The 20,807-nt window shown below is 60.9% G+C and carries 27 protein-coding genes; 18 read left to right on the top strand and 9 right to left on the bottom strand.

The features are described from left to right. Nucleotides 1-4 precede the first annotated feature (4 nt). Nucleotides 5-370: a twitching motility response regulator PilH gene (gene pilH / locus Q7C20_RS06755; protein WP_348061786.1), complete on the bottom strand. Its 366-nt coding sequence runs from the start codon at nt 368-370 to the stop codon at nt 5-7. Nucleotides 371-416: 46 nt separating this feature from the next. Further along, a complete protein-coding gene (gene pilG, locus Q7C20_RS06750; protein ID WP_375066483.1) occupies nt 417-824 on the bottom strand; it encodes a twitching motility response regulator PilG in 408 nt (135 codons plus the stop codon). 240 nt (nt 825-1,064) lie between these two features. Between pilG and gshB the strand changes: the two genes are divergently transcribed. The 7 genes from gshB to Q7C20_RS06715 all read left to right on the top strand — a co-directional run bounded on the left by gshB (nt 1,065) and on the right by Q7C20_RS06715 (nt 7,144). Further along, nucleotides 1,065-2,018: a glutathione synthase gene (gshB, locus tag Q7C20_RS06745; protein WP_017253947.1), complete on the top strand. Its 954-nt coding sequence runs from the start codon at nt 1,065-1,067 to the stop codon at nt 2,016-2,018. A 77-nt stretch (nt 2,019-2,095) separates the two neighbouring features. After that, nucleotides 2,096-3,001: an energy transducer TonB gene (locus tag Q7C20_RS06740; protein WP_348057011.1), complete on the top strand. Its 906-nt coding sequence runs from the start codon at nt 2,096-2,098 to the stop codon at nt 2,999-3,001. 250 nt (nt 3,002-3,251) lie between these two features. Beyond that, on the top strand, nt 3,252-3,821 hold the full coding sequence (locus Q7C20_RS06735) for a YqgE/AlgH family protein (protein WP_348057015.1): 570 nt from the start codon (nt 3,252-3,254) through the stop codon (nt 3,819-3,821). After that, nucleotides 3,821-4,258: a Holliday junction resolvase RuvX gene (ruvX, locus tag Q7C20_RS06730; protein ID WP_003213744.1), complete on the top strand. Its 438-nt coding sequence runs from the start codon at nt 3,821-3,823 to the stop codon at nt 4,256-4,258. The genes Q7C20_RS06735 and ruvX overlap by 1 nt, the downstream gene beginning before the upstream one ends. 82 nt (nt 4,259-4,340) lie before the next feature. Continuing rightward, nucleotides 4,341-4,847: a bifunctional pyr operon transcriptional regulator/uracil phosphoribosyltransferase PyrR gene (gene pyrR / locus Q7C20_RS06725; RefSeq protein WP_375066479.1), complete on the top strand. Its 507-nt coding sequence runs from the start codon at nt 4,341-4,343 to the stop codon at nt 4,845-4,847. A 24-nt stretch (nt 4,848-4,871) separates the two neighbouring features. Next, nucleotides 4,872-5,876: an aspartate carbamoyltransferase catalytic subunit gene (locus Q7C20_RS06720; RefSeq protein ID WP_348057007.1), complete on the top strand. Its 1,005-nt coding sequence runs from the start codon at nt 4,872-4,874 to the stop codon at nt 5,874-5,876. Next, on the top strand, nt 5,873-7,144 hold the full coding sequence (locus tag Q7C20_RS06715) for a dihydroorotase (RefSeq protein ID WP_375066477.1): 1,272 nt from the start codon (nt 5,873-5,875) through the stop codon (nt 7,142-7,144). The genes Q7C20_RS06720 and Q7C20_RS06715 overlap by 4 nt, the downstream gene beginning before the upstream one ends. Before the next feature lie 125 nt (nt 7,145-7,269). Here the strand turns inward: Q7C20_RS06715 and Q7C20_RS06710 are convergent, their stop codons facing one another. Further along, nucleotides 7,270-7,698: an NINE protein gene (locus tag Q7C20_RS06710; protein ID WP_375066475.1), complete on the bottom strand. Its 429-nt coding sequence runs from the start codon at nt 7,696-7,698 to the stop codon at nt 7,270-7,272. Between the two features lie 249 nt (nt 7,699-7,947). Between Q7C20_RS06710 and Q7C20_RS06705 the strand changes: the two genes are divergently transcribed. Next, nucleotides 7,948-8,595, top strand: coding sequence for a C40 family peptidase (locus tag Q7C20_RS06705; protein WP_348057001.1), 648 nt, complete (start codon nt 7,948-7,950; stop codon nt 8,593-8,595). A 136-nt stretch (nt 8,596-8,731) separates the two neighbouring features. Here Q7C20_RS06705 and Q7C20_RS06700 read toward each other — a convergent pair whose 3' ends face one another. Further along, on the bottom strand, nt 8,732-9,766 hold the full coding sequence (locus Q7C20_RS06700; RefSeq protein ID WP_375066473.1) for a type IV pilus twitching motility protein PilT: 1,035 nt from the start codon (nt 9,764-9,766) through the stop codon (nt 8,732-8,734). Between the two features lie 57 nt (nt 9,767-9,823). Here Q7C20_RS06700 and Q7C20_RS06695 point away from each other — a divergent pair, with 57 nt between their 5' ends. The 9 genes from Q7C20_RS06695 (at nt 9,824) to Q7C20_RS06655 (ending at nt 16,557) form a co-directional block, all read left to right on the top strand. After that, nucleotides 9,824-10,519 carry a YggS family pyridoxal phosphate-dependent enzyme gene (locus Q7C20_RS06695; protein WP_375066472.1) on the top strand — a complete coding sequence of 232 codons (696 nt, stop codon included), beginning with the start codon at nt 9,824-9,826 and terminating at the stop codon, nt 10,517-10,519. 24 nt (nt 10,520-10,543) lie between these two features. Beyond that, entirely contained in the window at nt 10,544-11,362 is an 819-nt protein-coding gene (proC, locus tag Q7C20_RS06690) for a pyrroline-5-carboxylate reductase (protein ID WP_375066471.1), read from the top strand. Between the two features lie 35 nt (nt 11,363-11,397). Beyond that, nucleotides 11,398-11,985: a YggT family protein gene (locus Q7C20_RS06685; RefSeq protein ID WP_375066470.1), complete on the top strand. Its 588-nt coding sequence runs from the start codon at nt 11,398-11,400 to the stop codon at nt 11,983-11,985. A 208-nt stretch (nt 11,986-12,193) separates the two neighbouring features. Next, on the top strand, nt 12,194-13,333 hold the full coding sequence (locus tag Q7C20_RS06680) for a homoserine O-acetyltransferase (RefSeq protein ID WP_375066469.1): 1,140 nt from the start codon (nt 12,194-12,196) through the stop codon (nt 13,331-13,333). A gap of 7 nt (nt 13,334-13,340) precedes the next feature. Further along, on the top strand, nt 13,341-13,961 hold the full coding sequence (gene metW, locus Q7C20_RS06675) for a methionine biosynthesis protein MetW (protein WP_016972957.1): 621 nt from the start codon (nt 13,341-13,343) through the stop codon (nt 13,959-13,961). Nucleotides 13,962-13,982: 21 nt separating this feature from the next. Next, a complete protein-coding gene (locus Q7C20_RS06670) occupies nt 13,983-14,417 on the top strand; it encodes a DUF4426 domain-containing protein (protein ID WP_348056988.1) in 435 nt (144 codons plus the stop codon). Further along, nucleotides 14,414-15,010 (top strand): RdgB/HAM1 family non-canonical purine NTP pyrophosphatase, encoded by a 597-nt coding sequence (rdgB, locus tag Q7C20_RS06665; RefSeq protein ID WP_078739574.1) that lies wholly within the window; start codon nt 14,414-14,416, stop codon nt 15,008-15,010. The genes Q7C20_RS06670 and rdgB overlap by 4 nt, the downstream gene beginning before the upstream one ends. Before the next feature lies 1 nt (nt 15,011). After that, the gene (hemW, locus tag Q7C20_RS06660) at nt 15,012-16,214 is read left to right on the top strand and encodes a radical SAM family heme chaperone HemW (protein ID WP_375066468.1); all 1,203 of its coding nucleotides are present in this window, start codon (nt 15,012-15,014) and stop codon (nt 16,212-16,214) included. A gap of 19 nt (nt 16,215-16,233) precedes the next feature. Continuing rightward, nucleotides 16,234-16,557 carry a DUF3392 domain-containing protein gene (locus Q7C20_RS06655; RefSeq protein ID WP_034133991.1) on the top strand — a complete coding sequence of 108 codons (324 nt, stop codon included), beginning with the start codon at nt 16,234-16,236 and terminating at the stop codon, nt 16,555-16,557. A 128-nt stretch (nt 16,558-16,685) separates the two neighbouring features. Here the strand turns inward: Q7C20_RS06655 and trmB are convergent, their stop codons facing one another. From trmB to Q7C20_RS06635, 4 genes are all read right to left on the bottom strand, one after another. Further along, nucleotides 16,686-17,411, bottom strand: a complete 726-nt coding sequence (gene trmB, locus Q7C20_RS06650; RefSeq protein ID WP_017737956.1) for a tRNA (guanosine(46)-N7)-methyltransferase TrmB — start codon at nt 17,409-17,411, stop codon at nt 16,686-16,688. A 9-nt stretch (nt 17,412-17,420) separates the two neighbouring features. Continuing rightward, nucleotides 17,421-18,215, bottom strand: a complete 795-nt coding sequence (locus Q7C20_RS06645; RefSeq protein ID WP_348056980.1) for a thiazole synthase — start codon at nt 18,213-18,215, stop codon at nt 17,421-17,423. Between the two features lie 52 nt (nt 18,216-18,267). Then, on the bottom strand, nt 18,268-18,468 hold the full coding sequence (gene thiS, locus Q7C20_RS06640; protein ID WP_375066467.1) for a sulfur carrier protein ThiS: 201 nt from the start codon (nt 18,466-18,468) through the stop codon (nt 18,268-18,270). Between the two features lie 71 nt (nt 18,469-18,539). After that, nucleotides 18,540-18,917, bottom strand: a complete 378-nt coding sequence (locus tag Q7C20_RS06635; RefSeq protein ID WP_375066466.1) for a DUF423 domain-containing protein — start codon at nt 18,915-18,917, stop codon at nt 18,540-18,542. A gap of 74 nt (nt 18,918-18,991) precedes the next feature. On the opposite strand from Q7C20_RS06635, the gene mtgA reads away from it, so the two are divergent. Then, nucleotides 18,992-19,714: a monofunctional biosynthetic peptidoglycan transglycosylase gene (gene mtgA / locus Q7C20_RS06630; RefSeq protein ID WP_375066465.1), complete on the top strand. Its 723-nt coding sequence runs from the start codon at nt 18,992-18,994 to the stop codon at nt 19,712-19,714. 191 nt (nt 19,715-19,905) lie between these two features. Here mtgA and rpoH read toward each other — a convergent pair whose 3' ends face one another. Next, the gene (gene rpoH, locus Q7C20_RS06625) at nt 19,906-20,760 is read right to left on the bottom strand and encodes an RNA polymerase sigma factor RpoH (RefSeq protein WP_003176698.1); all 855 of its coding nucleotides are present in this window, start codon (nt 20,758-20,760) and stop codon (nt 19,906-19,908) included. Between the last annotated feature and the right edge of the window lie 47 nt (nt 20,761-20,807).

The following is a 20,807-nucleotide window of genomic DNA, read 5'->3' as shown; positions in this document are numbered from 1 at the left end:
GCCGTCAGCCGGCCAGCACCTTGTTCAGGGTGGCAATCAGGGTTTCTTCGTCCACCGGCTTGGTCAGGTAATCCTTGGCACCCTGGCGCGCGCCCCAGATTTTGTCGGTTTCCTGGTCTTTGGTGGTGATGATGATGATCGGGATGCCGTTGGTTTCCGGCTCCTTGGAGAGCTGGCGGGTGGCCTGGAAGCCATTGAGGCCCGGCATCACGATGTCCATCAGCACGGCGTCGGGTCTTTCCTGGCGGGCCAGGGCCACGCCGTCCGCGCCGTTTTCGGCCTTGAGAACCTGATGACCGTGCTTTTCAAGCATGCCGGTCAGTTTGTACATTTCGGTCGGCGAATCGTCGACGATCAGAACACGTGCCATGGTTTTCCCCACTACATTGGTGGACGCCGGCCTTTTTAAGGCGGTGTCAGTGTGCTTGTTCTACTGCGGCGAAGGCAGGCACGTAGGCCTTGATCGCGCTCAGCAGCTCTTCCTTGCTGAAAGGCTTGGTCAAAAATTGATCGACACCCACGGTGCGCCCCTTGGCCTTGTCGAACAAGCCGTCCCTGGACGACAACATGATCACCGGGATCGACTTGAACGCCGGGTTGTTCTTCACCAGCGCGCAGGTCTGATAGCCATCCAGGCGCGGCATCATGATGTCGACAAAAATAATGTGCGGGTGATGATCAACAATCCGGGCCAGGGCATCGAAACCGTCGATGGCCGTGATGACGTCGCAGCCCGCGTTCTTCAACAGGGTTTCAGCGGTGCGGCGGATCGTTTTTGAATCGTCGATCACCATCACTCTCAAGGCGTTGGAATGCTGTTCCATATCTGCTCTACCATCGCCACAGCGAATCGGTTTTCGGTGTGTACTGCCTGATGTCTCACAGGATGAACGCCGCAAGCCTTGGAATTCAAGGGCTGCTGCGCCGTGGCAGTCTTTTTAGCACAGTCTCGGGGGTGCAATCTATCGAGCGACCGGCCCGGTGGTTTTTCCTTGACCCACAACAGCCGCAGCGCCACTCTGACGCCACTTTTATGCGCCCTAATTTGCTAGAGGAAATCCCCCATGAGCGTTCGCGTCGGCATTGTCATGGACCCTATCGCCAGCATCTCCTATAAAAAGGACAGTTCGCTGGCCATGCTCCTGGCCGCTCAGGCCCGCGGCTGGACCCTGTTCTATATGGAGCAGCGCGACCTTTACCAAGGCGACGGTGAAGCCCGTGCGCGCATGCGCCCGCTGCAGGTGTTTGCCAACCCTGAAAAGTGGTTCGAACTGGCGGATGAGATCGACAGCCCGCTGGCCGACCTCGATGTGATCCTGATGCGCAAGGACCCGCCGTTCGACATGGAATTCGTCTATTCCACCTACCTGCTGGAGCAGGCCGAGCGTGCTGGCGTGCTGATCGTCAACAAGCCGCAAAGCCTGCGCGACTGCAATGAAAAGCTGTTCGCCACGCTGTTCCCGCAGTGCACGCCGCCCACCGTGGTCAGCCGCCGCGCCGACGTGCTGCGTGAATTCGCCGCCAAGCACGGTGATGTGATCCTCAAGCCGCTGGACGGCATGGGCGGCACGTCGATCTTCCGCCACCGCGCGGGCGACCCGAACCTGTCGGTGATCCTGGAAACCCTGACCGTGCTGGGCACCCAGCAGATCATGGGCCAGGCGTACATTCCGGCCATCAAGGACGGCGACAAGCGCATCCTGATGATCGACGGCGAGCCGGTGGACTATTGCCTGGCGCGCATTCCAGCGGCTGGCGAAACACGCGGTAACCTGGCGGCCGGTGGTCGCGGTGAAGCGCGCCCACTCACAGACAAGGATCGCTGGATCGCCGCCCAAGTCGGCCCGACCCTGCGCGAAAAAGGCCTGCTGTTTGTAGGATTAGACGTAATCGGTGAGAACCTCACTGAAATCAACGTCACCAGCCCGACCTGTATTCGCGAGATCGACAACGCATTTGGCACGAACATCGGCGAAATGCTGATGGCGGCCATTGAGCGCAAGCTACAAGCCAAGTGACATAGAACAGCCGGACACGAACCAACATTGCGTTATCATGCGCCACCTGTGAAACGCGCGATGTTGGTTTTTTTGTCATGACACTCCCGTCCGATCTGCCCCCCGAACTCTCCCATAGCGGCGTGCGCCCGGCTGATCGGCTCGGATTTACCCTGTTCCTCGCTGCATTGATCCACCTTGCCTTGATCCTCGGCCTGGGTTTCACTTTTGCCGAACCCAAGCAAATCAGCAAAACCCTGGAAATCACCCTCGCCACGTTCAAAAGCGAAAAGAAGCCCGAAAAGGCTGACTTTCTCGCTCAGGAAAACCAGCAAGGCAGCGGCACGCTGGACAAAAAAGCCGTGCCCAAGACCACTGAAGTGGCGCCTTTCCAGGACAACAAGGTCAATAAAGTCACCCCGCCGCCCACGCCCAAGCCCGAGGTGAAGCAGGCCGCGCCCAAGGCAGCGGTGACGACTGTCGCGCCCAAGCCGCAAAAAGCCCCGACCCAGCGCGAAAAAACCAAGACCGAGCCGACGCCTGAGCCAGTTAAACCGGCGCCAACCTTCGACAGTTCGCAGCTGTCCGACCAGATTTCCAGCCTTGAGGCCGAACTGGCCAATGAACAGCAGCTGTACGCCAAGCGCCCACGTATTTACCGCCTGAACGCGGCCTCGACCATGCGCGACAAGGGCGCCTGGTATAAGGACGAATGGCGCAAGAAGGTCGAGCGCATCGGCAACCTCAACTACCCCGATGAAGCGCGGCGCCAGCAGATTTACGGCAATTTGCGTCTTTTGGTGTCAATCAACCGAGACGGCACGCTGTATGAAGTGCAGGTACTAGAGTCCTCCGGCCAGCCGCTGCTGGACCAGGCCGCCCAGCGCATCGTGCGCCTGGCCGCGCCTTTCGCGCCGTTTACCGGCGACCTGAACGACATCGACCGCCTGGAAATCATCCGCACCTGGAAATTCGCCCGAGGCGACCGCCTCTCGAGCAACTGATCGTTCCCACGCTGCGGCAACGGCTGCGGGCTTGTTGTGGCGAGCGGGCTTGCCCCGCGTTGGGCTGCGAAGCAGCCCTAATAAGCCCCCCATTCTTCCAGTAAGTCTGCAGCGGCAGGTTTTGGGGCCGCTTCGCGCCCCAACGCGGGGCAAGCCCGCTCGTCAAAGCAAGCCGGCTCGTCACAACGGTCCATCATTTAAGGCCCGGCGCAGCTTGTCAGTTCGCCCCTCCAACGCCACACTAGTGGACATGAAAAATGTCAGCCCGACCTACCTCAAGCACCAATTCCTGATTGCCATGCCCCACATGGCCGACCCGAACTTTGCGCAAACCTTGACCTACATCGTCGAGCACACGGCCAATGGTGCGATGGGCTTGGTGGTCAACCGTCCGCAAGAGCTGAACCTGGCGGACATCCTTGAGCAGCTGCGACCGGAAATCGACCCGCCAGCCCGTTGCCAAAGCGTGCCTATTTACACGGGCGGGCCGGTGCAGACCGATCGCGGTTTTGTGCTGCACCCCTCCGGGCCGAAGTTCCAGGCCACGGTCGACCTTGACGGCGTGTCGCTGTCCACGTCCCAGGATGTGTTGTTCGCCATCGCCGACGGCGTAGGCCCTGAGCAAAGCGTGATCACCCTCGGCTACGCCGGCTGGGAAGCCGGGCAACTGGAAGCCGAATTGGCGAGCAATGCCTGGCTGACCTGCCCGTTTGACGCCGACATCCTCTTTAACACCGCCAGCGAACTGCGCCTGGAAGCGGCCGCCGCCAAGCTGCGGGTCAACCTCAGCCTGCTGACCAGCCAGGCGGGGCACGCCTGATGGCCTTGCGTCTGATCCTCGGTTTTGACTACGGCACCAAACAGATCGGCGTTGCGGTCGGCCAGGTCATCACCGGCCAGGCCCGCGAGCTGTGCACCCTGAAAGCCCAGAACGGCGTGCCGGACTGGAATCAGGTTGAAGCCCTGATCAAGGAATGGAAGCCCGACGCGGTTGTCGTCGGCCTGCCCCTGAACATGGACGGCACCCCCAGCGAGATGTGCCTGCGCGCCGAAAAATTCGCCCGCCGCCTCAATGGCCGCTACAACCTGCCCTTCTATACCCACGATGAACGCCTGACCACCTTTGAAGCCAAGGGTGAGCGCCGCGACCGTGGCGGGCAAAAAGGCAGCTACCGCGACAACCCCGTGGACGCCATCGCCGCCGCCTTGCTGTTGCAGGGTTGGCTGGATGAAAACACCGCTTTATTTGAATCCTGACTGACGCGGCTTGCCGCGTCTTTTTACGTTTGAGCCCGGACCTTGCCGCTATCCCGCCGCGCGAGGCCTTGAAGGAGCCACCATGAGCCTGCCCAATCCCGCCGAACTGATCAGCCAGATGGCGACGAGCCTCACCGCCCATCTGCAACACCGCGCCATCAGCGAGCCGCGTTTTATCGGCATCCGCACCGGCGGTGTGTGGGTGGCCCAAGCCTTGCTGGAGGCAATGGGCAGCGACTCGCCGCTGGGCACGCTGGACGTGTCGTTCTACCGCGACGATTTCAGCCAGAACGGCCTGCACCCGCAAGTGCGCCCGTCGGCCCTGCCGTTTGAAATCGAAGGCCAGCACCTGGTGCTGATCGACGACGTGCTGATGAGCGGCCGTACCATCCGCGCCGCCATGAACGAGCTGTTCGACTACGGCCGCCCGGCCAGCGTGACTCTGGTGTGCCTGCTGGACCTGGAAGCCGGCGAACTGCCGATCAGCCCGGATGTGGTCGGCGCTACCCTGTCGCTGCAAGCCCATCAACGGGTAAAATTGTCCGGTCCCACGCCGCTCGAACTCGAACTGCAAGACCTTGCCCTTTAAACCGCCTTGTACAGAGTCCCCGCGATGACGCCTCTAGATGCCAAGCGACCGCTGCAGCTCAATGCTCAGGGCCAGCTGCAACACTTCTTGTCCCTCGACGGTTTGCCCCGCGAACTGCTCACCGAAATCCTCGACACGGCCGACTCGTTCCTCGAAGTCGGCGGCCGGGCGGTGAAAAAAGTCCCGCTGTTGCGTGGCAAAACCATCTGCAACGTGTTCTTCGAGAACTCGACCCGCACCCGTACCACCTTTGAACTGGCGGCCCAGCGGCTGTCGGCCGACGTGATCACGCTGAACGTGTCCACCTCGTCGGCGAGCAAGGGCGAAACCCTGCTCGACACCCTGCGCAACCTCGAAGCCATGGCCGCCGACATGTTCGTGGTGCGCCACGGCGACTCCGGCGCCGCGCACTTCATCGCCGAGCACGTGTGCCCGCAGGTGGCAATTATCAACGGCGGCGACGGCCGTCACGCCCACCCGACCCAGGGCATGCTCGACATGCTCACCATTCGTCGGCACAAGGGCAGCTTTGAAAACCTCTCGGTAGCCATCGTCGGCGACATCCTGCACTCGCGGGTCGCGCGTTCGAACATGCTGGCCCTGAAAACCCTGGGTTGCCCGGATATCCGCGTAATTGCGCCGAAAACCCTGCTGCCGATCGGCATCGAGCAATACGGCGTGAAGGTCTACACCGACATGGCCGAAGGCCTCAAGGATGTGGACGTGGTGATCATGTTGCGCCTGCAACGCGAACGCATGTCCGGTGGCCTGCTGCCGAGCGAAGGCGAGTTCTACCGCCTGTTCGGCCTGACCACCGCGCGTTTGGCCGGTGCCAAGCCGGATGCCATCGTGATGCACCCAGGCCCGATCAACCGCGGCGTGGAGATTGAGTCGGCAGTGGCCGACGGCCCGCAATCGGTGATCCTGAATCAGGTCACTTACGGCATCGCGATCCGCATGGCGGTGTTGTCCATGGCCATGAGCGGGCAAACCGCGCAACGTCAATTCGAGCAGGAGAACGCCCAGTGAAGCTCAGCATCCTCGGCGCCCGCGTCATCGACCCAGCCAGTGGCCTGGATCAAATTACCGATTTGCACCTGGAAGCCGGCAAGATCATCGCCATGGGCGCGGCCCCGGCCGGTTTCAGCGCGAGCGACAGCATCGACGCCAAAGGCCTGGTCGCCGCGCCGGGCCTGGTCGACCTGAACGTCGCCCTGCGCGAGCCGGGCTACAGCCGCAAGGGCAACATCAACAGCGAAACCCGCGCCGCCGCCGCCGGTGGCGTAACCAGCCTGTGCTGCCCGCCGCACACCAAGCCGATCCTCGACACTTCGGCGGTGACCGAGCTGATCCTCGACCGCGCCCGCGAAGCCGGCAATTGCAAAGTGTTCCCCATCGGCGCCCTGAGCAAAGGCCTGGAAGGCGAACAACTCGCCGAGCTGATCGCCCTGCGCGACGCCGGTTGCGTGGCCTTTGGCAACGGGTTGGAAAGCTTTCGCAGCACCCGCACCCTGTGCCGCGCCCTGGAATACGCGGCCACTTTCGACCTGACGGTGATCTTCCATTCCCAGGACCGCGACCTGGCCGAAGGCGGCCTGGCCCATGAAGGCGCCGTGGCCAGCTTCCTCGGTTTGCCGGGCATTCCGGAAACCGCTGAAACTGTGGCCCTGGCCCGCGACCTGCTGCTGGTGGAACAAAGCGGCGTGCGCGCGCACTTCAGCCAACTGACCAGCGCCCGCGGCGTTGCGTTGATTGCCCAGGCGCAGGCGCGTGGTTTGCCGGTGACAGCGGATGTGGCGCTGTATCAGCTGATTTTGACGGACGAGGCGTTGATCGACTTCTCCAGCCTGTACCACGTGCAACCGCCGCTGCGCACCCGCGCCGACCGTGACGGTTTGCGCGCGGCGGTGAAGTCGGGTGTGGTGTCGGCGATTTCCAGCCACCACCAGCCTCACGAACGCGATGCCAAGCTGGCGCCGTTTGGCGCGACTGAGCCGGGCATCAGCAGTGTTGAGCTGTTGCTGCCGTTGGCGATGACCTTGGTCGAAGACGGTTTGCTGGATTTGCCGACGCTGCTGGCGCGCCTGAGCTCAGGCCCGGCCCAGGCGCTGCGGCTGCCGGCGGGTAAGTTGGCGGTGGGTTCGGCGGCGGATCTGGTGCTGTTTGACCTGGCCAGTTCTACAGTGGCTGGTGAGCATTGGCTGTCGAAGGGTGAAAACTGCCCGTTCATCGGCCATAGCCTGCCGGCTGCCGTGCGCTACACCTTGGTTGACGGACGAATCAGCTACCAGGCCTAAAGCGGGCACGGTAGAAAATGTGGGAGGGGGCTTGCTCCCGATAGCGCTGGGTCAGTCGACGTTTATGTGACTGATACACCGCTATCGGGAGCAAGCCCCCTCCCACATTTGGTTCCCCACAAGTTTTAACGTCCGCTGTTGCGCTCGGCATTGCGGATCGACACCTGCGTATTCAACGTCCAGAAGTCATACAGCACACCCACCAGGAACAAACCGCCGGTCAGCAGGTAGATCAGGCCGGTGATCCATTTGCCCTGGTACATGCGGTGCACGCCGAACACTCCCAGAAACGCCAACAGAATCCACGCCACGTTGTATTCAATCGGCCCGGCGGTAAAACGCAGGTCCGCTTCGCGGTCCATGGCCGGGATCAGAAACAGGTCGATCAGCCAGCCAATACCCAGCAGCCCAAAGGTGAAAAACCAGATCGTCCCGGTGACCGGCTTGCCGTAATAGAAGCGATGCGCGCCGGTGAAGCCGAGAATCCAGAGCAAGTAACCGATCACTTTGCTGTGGGTGTCTTGCTGGGAATAATCCTGTCGATAGGTGTTCATGAACTACCTCTTTTGCCCTGATAGATAAAAATTTTCATTTTCTTTGTGACTTTTTTACGGGCGCCCGACGTACGGCCAATGGTATCTTCCTCGCCGCAAAGCCTTATGCCACCTGACTTCTGTCGGACAATTGCGACGATTCGCCGCGTTTTTGCTGAAGTTGACCACAGGGTTCAGTCGACAAACGGCCTGAGAACGACACCAAAAGCTGATATAAAGTTGCGCGCAAACCTAAAAGAGCCACGCCTAATGCGACCATTTTTCAAGACATGGCTAACCATTTGCCTATTAATGCCACTGGCCGCCCACGCCACCAATCGTGAGCAACGACTTCCTAACGTTAACGGTTTCACCCCTAAAGTTCACAGCACACCTGGCACCGCCAAATCGGTAAAGCTGACCGTCAACCGCCCCACTGTAGTGAACAACACTCATGGCAAGCACGGTAAAACAGCCCCAGGCTTGATGGCCGTCAACACCAAACAAAGCAGCAATGTCCTCAGCCGCGCCGTTAACGTGCTCGGTACCCCTTATCGTTGGGGCGGCAGCAGCCCAAGTAAAGGGTTCGACTGCAGTGGTTTGGTGAAATATGCGTTTAACGACGTAAAAGCGGTGGATTTGCCACGCACCTCCAACGCTATGGCTGCCGGCCACGGGTTGAAAGTTGATCGCAAAGACCTCAAACCGGGCGACCTGTTGTTCTTCAAATTGAAGAGCCGCCAGGTTAACCACGTTGCCATCTACCTGGGCAACGACCGTTTTATCCACGCACCGCGCCGTGGCAAGTCGGTCAGCATCGACACGCTGAAAAAGCCGTTCTGGGACAAGAACTACGTGATCGCCAAGCGGGTTCTGCCGAAAGAGCAGAACAACAACCTTCGGGTTGTTCAGCGCTGATCTAAATCTGGAATGCAGTAAATGTGGGAGGGGGCTTGCTCCCGATAGCAAAGTGTCAGTCGGCATTTAAATGACTGACCCACCGCAATCGGGAGCAAGCCCCCTCCCACATTTGACTTTCATTGTCCGCAATACCTCATATATCCCCAGGCACCCTCGCCTTCTCCCGCGCATCCTCCCGGCTGATCAGCCCTTCGCTGACCAACGCCTTCAAGCTCATGTCCAGCGTCTTCATCCCCAACGCCCCACCGGTTTGAATCGCCGAGACCATTTGCGCCACCTTGTCCTCGCGGATCAAATTCCGAATGGCCGGCGTGCCCAGCATGATTTCATGGGCGGCCACCCGACCGCCGCCGAGCTTCTTCACCAATACCTGCGAAACCACTGCCTGCAGCGACTCCGACAGCATCGAGCGCACCATTGCCTTTTCTCCCGCCGGGAACACGTCCACCAGCCGGTCCACGCTCTTAGCCGCCGACGAAGTGTGCAGGGTGCCAAATACCAGGTGCCCGGTCTCAGCCGCCGTCAGCGCCAGCCGAATGGTTTCGAGGTCGCGCAGCTCGCCCACCAGAATCACGTCCGGGTCCTCACGCAACGCCGAACGCAGGGCCGCTGAAAAGCTGTGGGTGTCGCGGTGCACCTGGCGCTGGTTGATCAGCGCGGTTTTTGGCCGGTGGATAAATTCGATAGGGTCTTCCAGCGTGAGGATGTGCTGGCGCCGATGCCTGTTGAGAAAGTCGATCATCGCCGCCAGCGTGGTGGATTTGCCGGAGCCAGTAGGCCCGGTCACCAGCACCAGCCCACGGGGCAACTGGGCAATACGCTGGAACACCGCTCCCAGCCCGAGGCTTTCCAGGCTCTGAACCTCGCAAGGAATAGTGCGAAACACCGCCCCCATGCCGCGATCCTGCTGGAACACGTTGGCCCTGAACCGCCCCACGCCCGGCAGCTCGAACGCAAAATCCGTTTCAAGAGATGTTTCGAAATCCTTTTGCTGGTGCTGATTGAGTAAAGGGCTCAATAGGTCCGCTACTTGCGTAGGGGACAGCACCGGCGCATCCAGCGGCCAGACCTCGCCGTCGATTCTCAGCATCGGCGCCAGGCCGGCCGACAAATGCAGGTCGGAGGCGCCACGGCGCACGCCTGCCGTCAACAATTCAGTGATATCCATAGGGCTTTCCATTTCCAGTAGAATGCCGCGGACTCCATATCCACGGGTGCATCTTGAATGTCGACGATAGCAGACAACATTGGCCAGGTTAGCCAGCGCATCCGCGCCGCGGCCCACGCCGTGCAGCGCGACGAAAGCAGCATCCACCTGCTGGCCGTGAGCAAGACCAAACCCGCGCAAGCGGTGCGCGAGGCCTATGCCGCCGGGATGTGCGATTTTGGCGAGAACTATCTGCAGGAAGCCTTGGGCAAACAGGCCGAATTAACTGACCTGCCCTTGAGTTGGCACTTCATCGGCCCCATTCAATCGAACAAGACTCGCGCGATCGCCGAGAACTTCGCTTGGGTGCATTCCGTGGACCGCCTGAAAATCGCACAACGCCTCTCCGAGCAACGCCCGGCCGACCTGCCGCCGCTGAACATCTGCATCCAGGTCAACGTCAGTGGCGAAGCCAGCAAGTCCGGCTGTACGCCCGCCGACCTGCCGGCGCTGGCAGAGGCGATCAGCGCCCTGCCGCGTTTGAAACTGCGTGGGTTGATGGCAATCCCCGAGCCGACCGACGATCGCGCCGAGCAAGACGCAGCATTCGCCACCGTGCGCGACCTGCAAGCCAGCTTGAACCTGGCGCTGGACACTCTTTCCATGGGCATGAGCCACGACCTTGAGTCGGCCATTGCCCAAGGCGCCACCTGGGTGCGGATCGGTACCGCGCTGTTTGGCGCCCGCGACTACGGCCAGCCGCTAAATGGCTGACTTCCATTTGAGTAAGGACCTGTCATGAGCGACACGCGTATTGCCTTTATCGGCGCCGGTAACATGGCAGCCAGCTTGATCGGCGGCCTGCGGGCCAAAGGCCTGCAAGCCCAGCAGATTCGCGCCAGCGACCCGGGCGCCGACACCCGCGCCCGCGTCAGTGCCGAACACGGTATCGAAACCTTTGCCGACAACGCCGAGGCCATTCAAGGCGTGGATGTGATCGTGCTGGCGGTCAAGCCGCAAGCCATGAAAGCCGTGTGCGAAAGCCTGCGCCCGAGCCTGCAACCCCATCAATTGGTGGTGTCGATTGCCGCCGGTATCACGTGCGCCAGCATGAACACCTGGCTCGGCGCCCAGCCCATCGTGCGCTGCATGCCCAACACCCCGTCGCTGCTGCGCCAGGGCGTGAGCGGTTTGTATGCCACGCACGAAGTCACGGCCCAACAGCGTGATCAGGCTCAGGATCTGCTGTCCGCCGTGGGCATCGCGCTGTGGCTGGAACAGGAACAGCAACTGGACGCGGTTACCGCCGTGTCCGGCAGTGGCCCGGCGTATTTCTTTCTGTTGATCGAAGCCATGACTGCCGCCGGTGTGAAACTCGGCCTGCCCCACGAAGTGGCCGAGCAATTAGCCGAACAAACGGCTCTGGGCGCTGCGAAGATGGCGGTGGCCAGCGACGCAGACGCCGCTGAACTGCGCCGCCGGGTGACCTCGCCGGGTGGCACCACACAAGCGGCCATTGAATCGTTTCAAGCCGGGGGCTTTGAAGCCCTGGTGGAAAAGGCACTGGGTGCCGCTGCACATCGTTCGGCCGAAATGGCCGAACAGCTGGGCAAATAGTCGTCCCCTGCAACTGGACTAGATAGGAAACAAACATGCTCGGAATCAATGACGCTGCCATTTTTATCATTCAGACCCTGGGCAGCCTGTACCTGCTGATCGTGCTGATGCGTTTTATCCTGCAACTGGTGCGGGCGAACTTCTACAACCCGCTGTGCCAGTTCGTGGTCAGGGCCACGCAACCGCTGCTCAAGCCACTGCGCCGCGTGGTCCCGAGCATGTTCGGGCTGGACATGTCGTCGCTGGTGCTGGCGCTGCTGCTGCAAATTCTGTTGTTCGTGGTGATCCTGCTGTTGAAAGGCTACGTGGCCCACACCGTGCTGCTGTTGCCATGGGGCCTGATCGGCATTTTCTCGCTGTTTTTGAAGATCATCTTCTGGTCGATGATCATCAGCGTGATCCTCTCGTGGGTCGCACCGGGCAGCCGCAGCCCTGGCGCTGAACTGGTGGCGCAGATTACCGAGCCGGTGCTGGCGCCGTTCCGTCGGCTGATCCCGAACCTGGGTGGCCTGGATATCTCGCCAATCTTCGCGTTTATCGCGATTCAGCTGCTGCAAAGCTGGTTGATTCCGCGTTTGGCGTACTTTGCGAACATGCCAACAGAGCTGTTTGGCCTGATCTGACACGGTCCCCTGTGGGAGCGGGCTTGTGTGGGAGCCGGGCTTGCCCGCGATGCAGGCACCTCGGTGTGTCAGTGACACCGCGGTGATGCAATCGCAGGCAAGCCAGCTCCCACACAAGTTCACTCCCGCATTGTGTATCTGCGGGTTTGCTTGCCGCTGGGGTTCCCGCTCTTTAGACTTACGCCTCATTTAAACGAGAGCAGGGTCGATGCCAACTGCCTTCCCCCCCGATTCTGTTGGACTGGTCGTGCCCCAAGTGGCGCACTTCAGCGAACCACTGGCCCTGGCCTGTGGCCGTTCGCTGCCAGCCTACGACCTGATCTACGAAACCTACGGCCAACTGAACGCCACGGCGAGCAACGCCGTGCTGATCTGCCACGCCCTGTCCGGCCATCACCACGCCGCCGGCTTCCACTCCGTCGACGAGCGCAAGCCCGGCTGGTGGGACAGCTGCATCGGCCCCGGCAAGCCCATCGACACCACCAAATTCTTTGTGGTCAGTCTGAACAACCTCGGCGGCTGCAACGGTTCTACCGGCCCGAGCAGCATCAACCCGGAAACCGGCAAGCCGTTCGGCGCCGACTTCCCGGTGCTGACCGTGGAAGACTGGGTGCACAGCCAGGCGCACCTCGCTGACCTGCTGGGCATTCACCAATGGGCGGCGGTGATCGGCGGCAGCCTGGGCGGCATGCAGGCGTTGCAATGGACCATCACCTACCCGGACCGCGTACGCCATTGCCTGGCCATCGCCTCGGCGCCAAAACTGTCGGCGCAGAACATCGCCTTCAACGAAGTGGCGCGCCAGGCGATCCTCACCGACCCCGAGTTTCACGGTGGTTCGTTCCAGGAAGCCGGCGTGATCCCCAAGCGTGGCTTGATGCTGGCGCGCATGGTCGGGCACATCACCTACCTGTCCGATGATTCCATGGGCGAGAAATTCGGCCGTGGCCTCAAGAGCGAGAAGCTCAACTACGACTTCCACAGCGTCGAGTTCCAGGTGGAAAGCTACCTGCGCTATCAGGGCGAGGAGTTTTCCGGGCGTTTTGACGCCAACACCTACCTGCTGATGACCAAGGCGCTGGACTACTTCGACCCGGCGGCGAACCACGACGACGACCTGGCGAAAACCTTCGAGGGCGCCACAGCCAAGTTCTGTGTGATGTCGTTCACCACCGATTGGCGTTTCTCCCCGGCGCGCTCGCGTGAATTGGTGGACGCGTTGATGGCTGCGCGCAAAGACGTCTGCTACCTGGAGATCGACGCTCCGCAAGGCCACGACGCCTTCCTGATTCCGATCCCGCGTTACTTGCAGGCCTTTAGCAACTACATGAACCGGATTACTGTGTGAGAACGCCATGAGAGCCGACCTGGAAATCATCCAAGACTGGATCCCCGCCGGCAGCCGCGTGCTCGACCTTGGCTGCGGCGATGGCGAACTGCTGAGCTGGCTGCGGGACAACAAGCAAGTCACCGGCTATGGCCTGGAAAACGACCCGGACAACATTGCCCAGTGCGTGGCCAAGGGCATCAACGTGATCGAGCAGGACCTGGACAAAGGCCTGGGCAACTTTGCCAGCAACAGCTTCGACATCGTGGTGATGACCCAGGCCCTGCAGGCCGTGCACTACCCGGACCGCATTCTCGACGAAATGCTGCGCGTGGGCCGCCAGTGCATCATCACGTTCCCCAACTTCGGCCACTGGCGTTGCCGCTGGTACCTGGCCACCAAAGGCCGCATGCCGGTGTCGGACTTCCTGCCGTACACCTGGTACAACACGCCGAACATTCACTTCTGCACTTTCGAAGACTTCGAAGCCTTGTGCGGCGAGCGTGAGGCCAAGGTCATCAACCGCCTTGCCGTCGATCAACAACACCGCCACGGCTGGGCGAGTAAGCTATGGCCCAACCTGTTGGGCGAAATTGGTATTTACCGGGTCAGCAGCCCTGGCCTGACCGACCACAAGATTGCCGTCTAATCATTTTCAAGAGGGACGCTCATGAGTCGTTTGGCTATTTTTTTACTGACCACCTTGCTTGGCGCCAACGCCATGGCCGCCGACGTTATCGACCCTAACCGCACCAAGGAATTTGGCGACATTACCGTACGCTACAACACGTTTACCTCAAGCTTCCTGCAACCGGAAACGGCCCAGGCCGTGGGCGTGGTGCGCAGCAAGAACAAGGGCTTGATCAACGTGTCGGTGTTCAAGGGCGTAACCCCGGTGGTGGCGCAAGTGACCGGTACCATCAAAGACCTGAGCGGCAAGAGCGAAGTGCTGACGTTCAAGCAAATCACCGAAAAAGGTTCGACCAACTACCTCGCGCCTTACTCCGTGCCACAGCAGGAGTTCAAGACTTTCACCATCAACGTTGAAACCGGCGGCAAAGCCCACGGTTTCAGTTTTGTCCAAGAACTGTTTCCGGCCGAATGATGAACCTCACCCAACTCGTACTCGCCAGCCATAACGCCGGCAAACTCAAAGAACTTCAGGCCATGCTCGGCGAGTCCGTGCAACTGCGCTCGATTGGCGAGTTCAGCCAGGTGGAGCCGGAAGAAACCGGCCTGTCGTTTGTCGAGAACGCCATCCTCAAGGCACGCAACGCGGCACGCATTTCCGGCCTGCCCGCCCTGGCGGACGATTCCGGGTTGGCGGTGGATTTCCTCGGCGGCGCGCCGGGTATCTATTCGGCGCGTTATGCCGACGGCAAAGGCGACGCGGCGAATAACGCCAAGTTGCTCGACGCCCTGAAGGATGTGCCGGACGCCGAGCGCGGTGCACAGTTCGTCTGCGTGCTGGCCCTGGTGCGCCATGCCGACGACCCGCTGCCGATTCTCTGCGAAGGCCTGTGGCACGGGCGCATCCTGCATGCAGCCAGTGGCGAACATGGCTTTGGCTATGACCCGCTGTTCTGGGTGCCGGAGCGCAATGTTTCAAGCGCCGAACTGAGCCCGGCCGACAAGAATCAGATCAGCCACCGCGCCCGCGCCATGGTGTTGCTGCGCCAGCGTCTGGGCCTGAACTGAAATGACCCAGAACACCTCTGCGCAGCCGCTGATTCACGGCGGCGCGCAAACGCCTCGGGCGGCTTTGCCTGTGCTGCCGCCCCTGGCGCTGTACATCCACATTCCGTGGTGCGTACGCAAATGCCCGTATTGCGACTTCAACTCCCACACCGCCAGCAAGGTGCTGCCGGAAGAAGCGTATGTGGACGCGTTGCTCGCCGACCTGGATCAAGACCTGCACGCGGTTTACGGCCGTGAACTGAGTTCGATCTTCTTTGGCGGCGGCACGCCGAGCTTGTTCAGCGCCCCTGCGCTGGGCCGTTTGCTCAAGGGCGTGGAAGCACGGATCCCGTTTGTCAGCGACATCGAAATCACCCTGGAAGCCAACCCCGGGACGTTCGAGCAAGAGAAGTTCGTGGCGTACCGCAAGCTTGGTATCAATCGGCTGTCAATCGGCATTCAAAGTTTCCAGCAAGAAAAGCTTGAAGCGTTGGGCCGCATTCACAACGGCGACGAAGCCGTGCGCGCCGCCGGCATGGCCCGCCAGGCCGGGTTCGATAACTTCAACCTGGACTTGATGCACGGCTTGCCCGATCAGTCCCTGGAAGATGCGCTGAGTGACCTGCGCCAAGCCATCGCCCTGAAACCAACACACCTGTCGTGGTACCAACTGACCCTGGAACCCAACACGGTGTTCTGGAACCAGCCGCCCGCGCTGCCCGGAGACGACACGCTGTGGGACATTCAGGAAGCCGGTCAGGCGCTGCTCGCCGAGCACGGCTACGCGCAATATGAAGTCTCGGCCTACGCCCAAGCGGGTCGCCCGGCGCGGCATAACCTGAATTACTGGAGCTTCGGCGACTTTATCGGTATCGGCGCCGGCGCCCACGGCAAGCTCAGCCATCCGGACGGGCGCATCGTGCGCACCTGGAAAACCCGCGCGCCGAAGGACTACCTTAATCCGGCCAAAAGCTTCCAGGCGGGGGCGAAAGAACTGACTAACGAAGAGCTGCCGTTCGAGTTTCTGATGAACGCGTTGCGCCTCACCGAAGGTGTTGATTCAGCGCTGTACGCCGAGCGCACCGGCCTCGACCTGGCCAGCCTCGACGAAGGCCGTCGCGAGGCAGAACAAAGTGGCTTAATGCAGGTCGAACCGTCACGCCTGGCGGCCACCGACCGCGGGCAACTCTTTCTCAATGACCTGTTGCAGACGTTTTTGAGCTGATCGCTCTTAAGGAAATCGAATGGATTTGGTACTCGACCTGCTCGCCACCGTATCCCGCTGGAGCCGCAGCAACCTGTCGGAAATTTCCCTGGCCCTTGTCGGCTGTTTGCTGGTGCTGTTTGGCGCTGACATCAAAGGCTGGGTGGAAGCGCGACTTGGCAGCATCGCTGGCGCGTTGCGCGTTCCGTTGATGGCGTTGCTGTGCCTGATCGGCAGCGGCGCGGCGTTGATCTATGCCACGCCATGGATTGTGCGCGGGTTGAGCCAGTTCAATAACTACAGCCTGGCGCCGGTGCTGGTGGTGGTGCTGGTGTTGATTGGCGTAGTAGCCGACCGCCGCTGATTTAAAGCCCAACACAAAACAAATGTGGGAGCTGGCTTGCCTGCGATGCAGACACCTCGGTGTATCAGTGATACCTAGGTGATGCTATCGCAGGCAAGCCCGCTCCCACATTTTTTGCTCGCGTATTGTCAGTCGACCTTCTCGAACTTCAAATCCCACACCCCATGCCCCAATCGCTCGCCTCGGCGTTCGAACTTGGTGATTGGGCGCTCGGCCGGGCGTGGCACGCATTTGCCGTCTTCGGCCAGGTTGCGGTAGCCAGGCGCGACGTCCATCACTTCCAGCATGTATTCGGCGTACGGTTCCCAGTCGGTGGCCATGTGCAGAATGCCGCCCACCTTGAGCTTGCTGCGCACCAACTCCGCGAAGGAAGCCTGGACGATGCGGCGCTTGTGGTGACGGGATTTGTGCCACGGGTCGGGGAAAAATAGCATGAGGCGGTCGAGGCTGTTGTCGGCGATGCAGCGGTTGAGCACTTCGATCGCGTCGCAGTCGTAAACCCGCAGGTTCGTCAGGCCCTGAGTGAGCACGCCGTTGAGCAGCGCGCCGACACCCGGACGGTGCACTTCAACGCCGATGAAATCCTGTTCCGGCGAGGCTGCGGCCATTTCCAGCAGGGAGTGGCCCATGCCAAAACCGATTTCCAGGGAACGCGGGGCCGAACGGCCGAACACCTGATCGTAGTCCACCGGCGCGTCGGCCAGCGGCAACACGAACAGCGGCGTGCCTTGCTCCAGGCCCTTTTGCTGGCCTTCGGTCATGCGGCCGGCGCGCATCACAAAACTCTTGATGCGGCGGTGCTTGGACTCGTCGCCTTCTTCCACGGTGTTCGGCGTTTCGTTTGATTCAGTCATCAATGGCTCTTACTTGATCAGACCATCCAGCGGCGAGGAGGCGCTGGCGTAGAGTTTTTTCGGCATACGGCCAGCGAGGTAGGCCAGACGGCCCGCCACGATGGCGTGGTTCATGGCTTCGGCCATCATGATCGGCTGCTGGGCGTGGGCGATGGCTGAGTTCATCAGCACTGCATCGCAGCCCAGTTCCATGGCGATGGTGGCATCGGAGGCAGTGCCCACGCCCGCATCCACCAGCACCGGGATTTTGGCTTCTTCGAGGATGATCTGCAGGTTGTAGGGGTTGCAGATGCCCAGGCCGGAACCGATCAGACCGGCCAGCGGCATCACGGCGATACAGCCGATTTCAGCCAGTTGGCGCGCGATGATCGGGTCATCGCTGGTGTAGACCATCACGTCAAAACCTTCCTTGACCAATGTTTCTGCGGCCTTGAGGGTTTCGATCACGTTGGGGAACAGGGTTTTCTGGTCGGCCAATACTTCCAGCTTCACCAGGTTGTGGCCGTCGAGCAGCTCACGGGCCAGGCGGCAGGTGCGCACGGCTTCAATGGCGTCGTAGCAACCGGCGGTGTTCGGCAGGAAGGTGTAGCGGTCCGGCGACAGCACTTGCAGCAGGTTCGGCTCGCCTTCGATCTGGCCGAGGTTGGTGCGGCGCACGGCAAAGGTGACGATCTCGGCGCCCGAGGCTTCGATGGCCAGGCGGGTTTCTTCCATGTCGCGGTACTTGCCGGTGCCAACCAGCAGGCGGGACTGGTAGGTACGACCGGCCAGGACGAAGGGCTTGTCGCTACGAACGATGCTCATGGGAAATCCTCGAAATGGGGTGAGGTTCTGCAGAATTCAGCAAGCTGCGCGACTAGCCGCCGCCGATGGCGTGGACCACTTCGACCTGGTCACCCTCAGTGAGCGCGGTCTCGGCATGCTGGCTACGCGGGACGATATCCAGGTTGCGCTCCACTGCGACGCGACGCCCGGTTAAATCCAGACGGGTCAGCAGGGCCGCAACGGTTTCACCGTCGGGCAGTTCAAGGGGTTCGCCGTTCAACTGAATGAGCATGCCGCAAGCCGCCATCGTTTTTAGGGGCCAGCATTCTAGCCCGATTGGCGTTGCCGGCCCAAGCCCCCCGGTCAGATGGGCTGCAATCGCCAGGCGGCCAAACCGAGCAGGAACCAGCCGAGCAGGAACGCCAGCCCGCCAAACGGCGTGATGATGCCGAGCTTGCTGAAGCCAGTCAGCGTCAACACGTACAGGCTGCCGGAGAACAGCAGGATACCGACGGCAAACGAGATACCCGCCCAGCCAATCAATCGGCCAGGAATGTGCGCGGCCAGCAGCGCCACGCCAAACAGTGCCAACGCGTGGACCAATTGGTAGGTGACGCCGGTGTGAAAGATTGCCAGGTACTCGGCACTCAGGCGGTTTTTCAGGCCGTGGGCGGCAAAAGCGCCAAGGGCGACGCCGGTAAAGCCGAAAAAGGCAGCCAGCATCAGAAAGCTACGCAGCATGAGGAACTCCAGTCAGACTCATCGGGCAGGGTCTGTATAATGATCCGCTCAACGGGTTCGGCCAAGCCATCTCTATGCTGCGTCTCCTCTTCAAACGCTTTCTCAACGTCGTGAAATGGTTTGCCATCGCCAGTGTGCTGTTGGTGTTGCTGTTTCGCGTCGTGCCGCCGCCGTTTACCGCCTTGATGGTGGAGCGCAAGGTCGAATCATGGTTCGACGGCGAGCCGATTGACCTGCAGCGCACCTGGGTGCCGTGGGATGAGATCTCCGACGACCTTAAAGTGGCGGTGATGGCCGGTGAAGACCAGCGTTTCCCGCAGCACTGGGGCTTTGATTTCGACGCGATCCAGGCGGCGATCCTGCACAACGAGCGCGGCGGTTCTATTCGCGGCGCCAGCACGTTGAGCCAGCAGGTGTCGAAAAATCTGTTCCTGTGGACCGGCCGCAGCTATCTGCGCAAGGGCCTGGAGGCTTGGTTTACCGGGCTGATCGAAGTGTTGTGGCCCAAGCAGCGGATTCTTGAGGTGTACCTCAACAGCGTGGAATGGGATGACGGCGTGTTTGGCGCGGAGGCGGCGGCGCGGCATCACTTTGGGGTGAGTGCCAAAGGGCTTTCACGGCAACAGGCAAGCTATCTGGCGGCGGTGTTGCCCAATCCACGGGTGTGGAGTGCCAGCCATCCGACGGCGTATGTGGCAAGGCGGGCGGCTTGGATTCGGCAGCAGATGAGCCAGTTGGGCGGAGATGGTTACCTGGTTGAGCTGAACAACTCCAGAAAAGCCCCCTGGTCTGACTGACACGACAGACAAACAAATGTGGGAGCGGGCTTGCTCGCGAATGCGGTAGTTCAGCCAATACTCGCGGTGACTGACACTCCGCTTTCGCGAGCAAGCCCGCTCCCACATTGAACCGATTTGGACTTGAGACTTTCTGGACACAAACAAAAATGCCCCGATCTTTCAATCGGGGCATTTTTTATTGCTGTGTTTTAAGCAGCGATCGACAACTTCAGCTTGTTCATCGCGCTTTTCTCAAGCTGACGAATCCGCTCGGCCGACACGTTGTACTTCTGCGCCAGGTCGTGCAGCGTGGCTTTTTCTTCTGCCAGCCAGCGCTGGTAGAGGATGTCACGGCTGCGGTCGTCCAGCACTTCCAGCGCTTCGTGCAGGTTGTGGTTGGAGTTGTCGCTCCAGTCCGCATCCTCCAGTTGACGCGCCGGGTCGTACCGGTGGTCTTCCAGGTAGTTGGCCGGCGATTGGAAGGCGCTGTCGTCGTCCGCTTCAGCGGCCGGGTCGAAGGCCATGTCATGGCCGGTCAAGCGGCTTTCCATCTCGCGCACTTCACGGGGCTCCACGCCGAGGCTTTCGGCCACGCGGTGGACTTCCTCGTTGTTCAGCCACGCCAGGCGTTTCTTCTGGCTGCGCAGATTGAAGAACAGTTTGCGCTGGGCCTTGGTGGTCGCCACTTTCACGATGCGCCAGTTGCGCAGGATGAACTCGTGGATTTCCGCCTTGATCCAGTGCACGGCAAACGACACCAAACGCACGCCCATCTCAGGGTTGAAGCGCTTTACAGCCTTCATCAGGCCAACGTTGCCTTCCTGGATCAGATCAGCCTGAGCCAGGCCGTAGCCGCTATAGCTACGGGCGATATGTACAACAAAACGCAGGTGGGCGAGCACCATCTGCCGAGCCGCCCCCAAATCCTGCTCATAGTAGAGACTCTCGGCCAGTTCACGCTCCTGCTCAGGCGTCAGCAATGGAATGCTGTTCACCGTATGCACATAGGCTTCCAGGTTTGCACCTGGGACCAGCGCATAGGCAGGTTGCAAAGAAGTGGTCATACGAAACCTCCGACTTACATAACTCGTGCAGTTCAGCACTGCGAAAA

The sequence above is a fragment of the Pseudomonas sp. AMR01 genome (genome assembly GCF_041946035.1).
Lineage (GTDB): Bacteria > Pseudomonadota > Gammaproteobacteria > Pseudomonadales > Pseudomonadaceae > Aquipseudomonas > Aquipseudomonas antarctica_B.
The sequence above is the reverse complement of the archived record's forward strand: the minus strand, read 5'-3'. Positions and strand labels throughout refer to the sequence as shown.

Bases quoted from the DNA above. Each gene is read 5' to 3' on its own strand.
- pilH (WP_348061786.1), bottom strand. From the start codon at position 370: ATGGCACGTGTTCTGATCGTCGACGATTCGCCGACCGAAATGTACAAA.
- pilG (WP_375066483.1), bottom strand. From the start codon at position 824: ATGGAACAGCATTCCAACGCCTTGAGAGTGATGGTGATCGACGATTCA.
- gshB (WP_017253947.1), top strand. From the start codon at position 1,065: ATGAGCGTTCGCGTCGGCATTGTCATGGACCCTATCGCCAGCATCTCC.
- Q7C20_RS06740 (WP_348057011.1), top strand. From the start codon at position 2,096: ATGACACTCCCGTCCGATCTGCCCCCCGAACTCTCCCATAGCGGCGTG.
- Q7C20_RS06735 (WP_348057015.1), top strand. From the start codon at position 3,252: ATGAAAAATGTCAGCCCGACCTACCTCAAGCACCAATTCCTGATTGCC.
- ruvX (WP_003213744.1), top strand. From the start codon at position 3,821: ATGGCCTTGCGTCTGATCCTCGGTTTTGACTACGGCACCAAACAGATC.
- pyrR (WP_375066479.1), top strand. From the start codon at position 4,341: ATGAGCCTGCCCAATCCCGCCGAACTGATCAGCCAGATGGCGACGAGC.
- Q7C20_RS06720 (WP_348057007.1), top strand. From the start codon at position 4,872: ATGACGCCTCTAGATGCCAAGCGACCGCTGCAGCTCAATGCTCAGGGC.
- Q7C20_RS06710 (WP_375066475.1), bottom strand. From the start codon at position 7,698: ATGAACACCTATCGACAGGATTATTCCCAGCAAGACACCCACAGCAAA.
- Q7C20_RS06705 (WP_348057001.1), top strand. From the start codon at position 7,948: ATGCGACCATTTTTCAAGACATGGCTAACCATTTGCCTATTAATGCCA.
- Q7C20_RS06700 (WP_375066473.1), bottom strand. From the start codon at position 9,766: ATGGATATCACTGAATTGTTGACGGCAGGCGTGCGCCGTGGCGCCTCC.
- Q7C20_RS06695 (WP_375066472.1), top strand. From the start codon at position 9,824: ATGTCGACGATAGCAGACAACATTGGCCAGGTTAGCCAGCGCATCCGC.
- proC (WP_375066471.1), top strand. From the start codon at position 10,544: ATGAGCGACACGCGTATTGCCTTTATCGGCGCCGGTAACATGGCAGCC.
- Q7C20_RS06685 (WP_375066470.1), top strand. From the start codon at position 11,398: ATGCTCGGAATCAATGACGCTGCCATTTTTATCATTCAGACCCTGGGC.
- Q7C20_RS06680 (WP_375066469.1), top strand. From the start codon at position 12,194: ATGCCAACTGCCTTCCCCCCCGATTCTGTTGGACTGGTCGTGCCCCAA.
- metW (WP_016972957.1), top strand. From the start codon at position 13,341: ATGAGAGCCGACCTGGAAATCATCCAAGACTGGATCCCCGCCGGCAGC.
- Q7C20_RS06670 (WP_348056988.1), top strand. From the start codon at position 13,983: ATGAGTCGTTTGGCTATTTTTTTACTGACCACCTTGCTTGGCGCCAAC.
- rdgB (WP_078739574.1), top strand. From the start codon at position 14,414: ATGATGAACCTCACCCAACTCGTACTCGCCAGCCATAACGCCGGCAAA.
- hemW (WP_375066468.1), top strand. From the start codon at position 15,012: ATGACCCAGAACACCTCTGCGCAGCCGCTGATTCACGGCGGCGCGCAA.
- Q7C20_RS06655 (WP_034133991.1), top strand. From the start codon at position 16,234: ATGGATTTGGTACTCGACCTGCTCGCCACCGTATCCCGCTGGAGCCGC.
- trmB (WP_017737956.1), bottom strand. From the start codon at position 17,411: ATGACTGAATCAAACGAAACGCCGAACACCGTGGAAGAAGGCGACGAG.
- Q7C20_RS06645 (WP_348056980.1), bottom strand. From the start codon at position 18,215: ATGAGCATCGTTCGTAGCGACAAGCCCTTCGTCCTGGCCGGTCGTACC.
- thiS (WP_375066467.1), bottom strand. From the start codon at position 18,468: ATGCTCATTCAGTTGAACGGCGAACCCCTTGAACTGCCCGACGGTGAA.
- Q7C20_RS06635 (WP_375066466.1), bottom strand. From the start codon at position 18,917: ATGCTGCGTAGCTTTCTGATGCTGGCTGCCTTTTTCGGCTTTACCGGC.
- mtgA (WP_375066465.1), top strand. From the start codon at position 18,992: ATGCTGCGTCTCCTCTTCAAACGCTTTCTCAACGTCGTGAAATGGTTT.
- rpoH (WP_003176698.1), bottom strand. From the start codon at position 20,760: ATGACCACTTCTTTGCAACCTGCCTATGCGCTGGTCCCAGGTGCAAAC.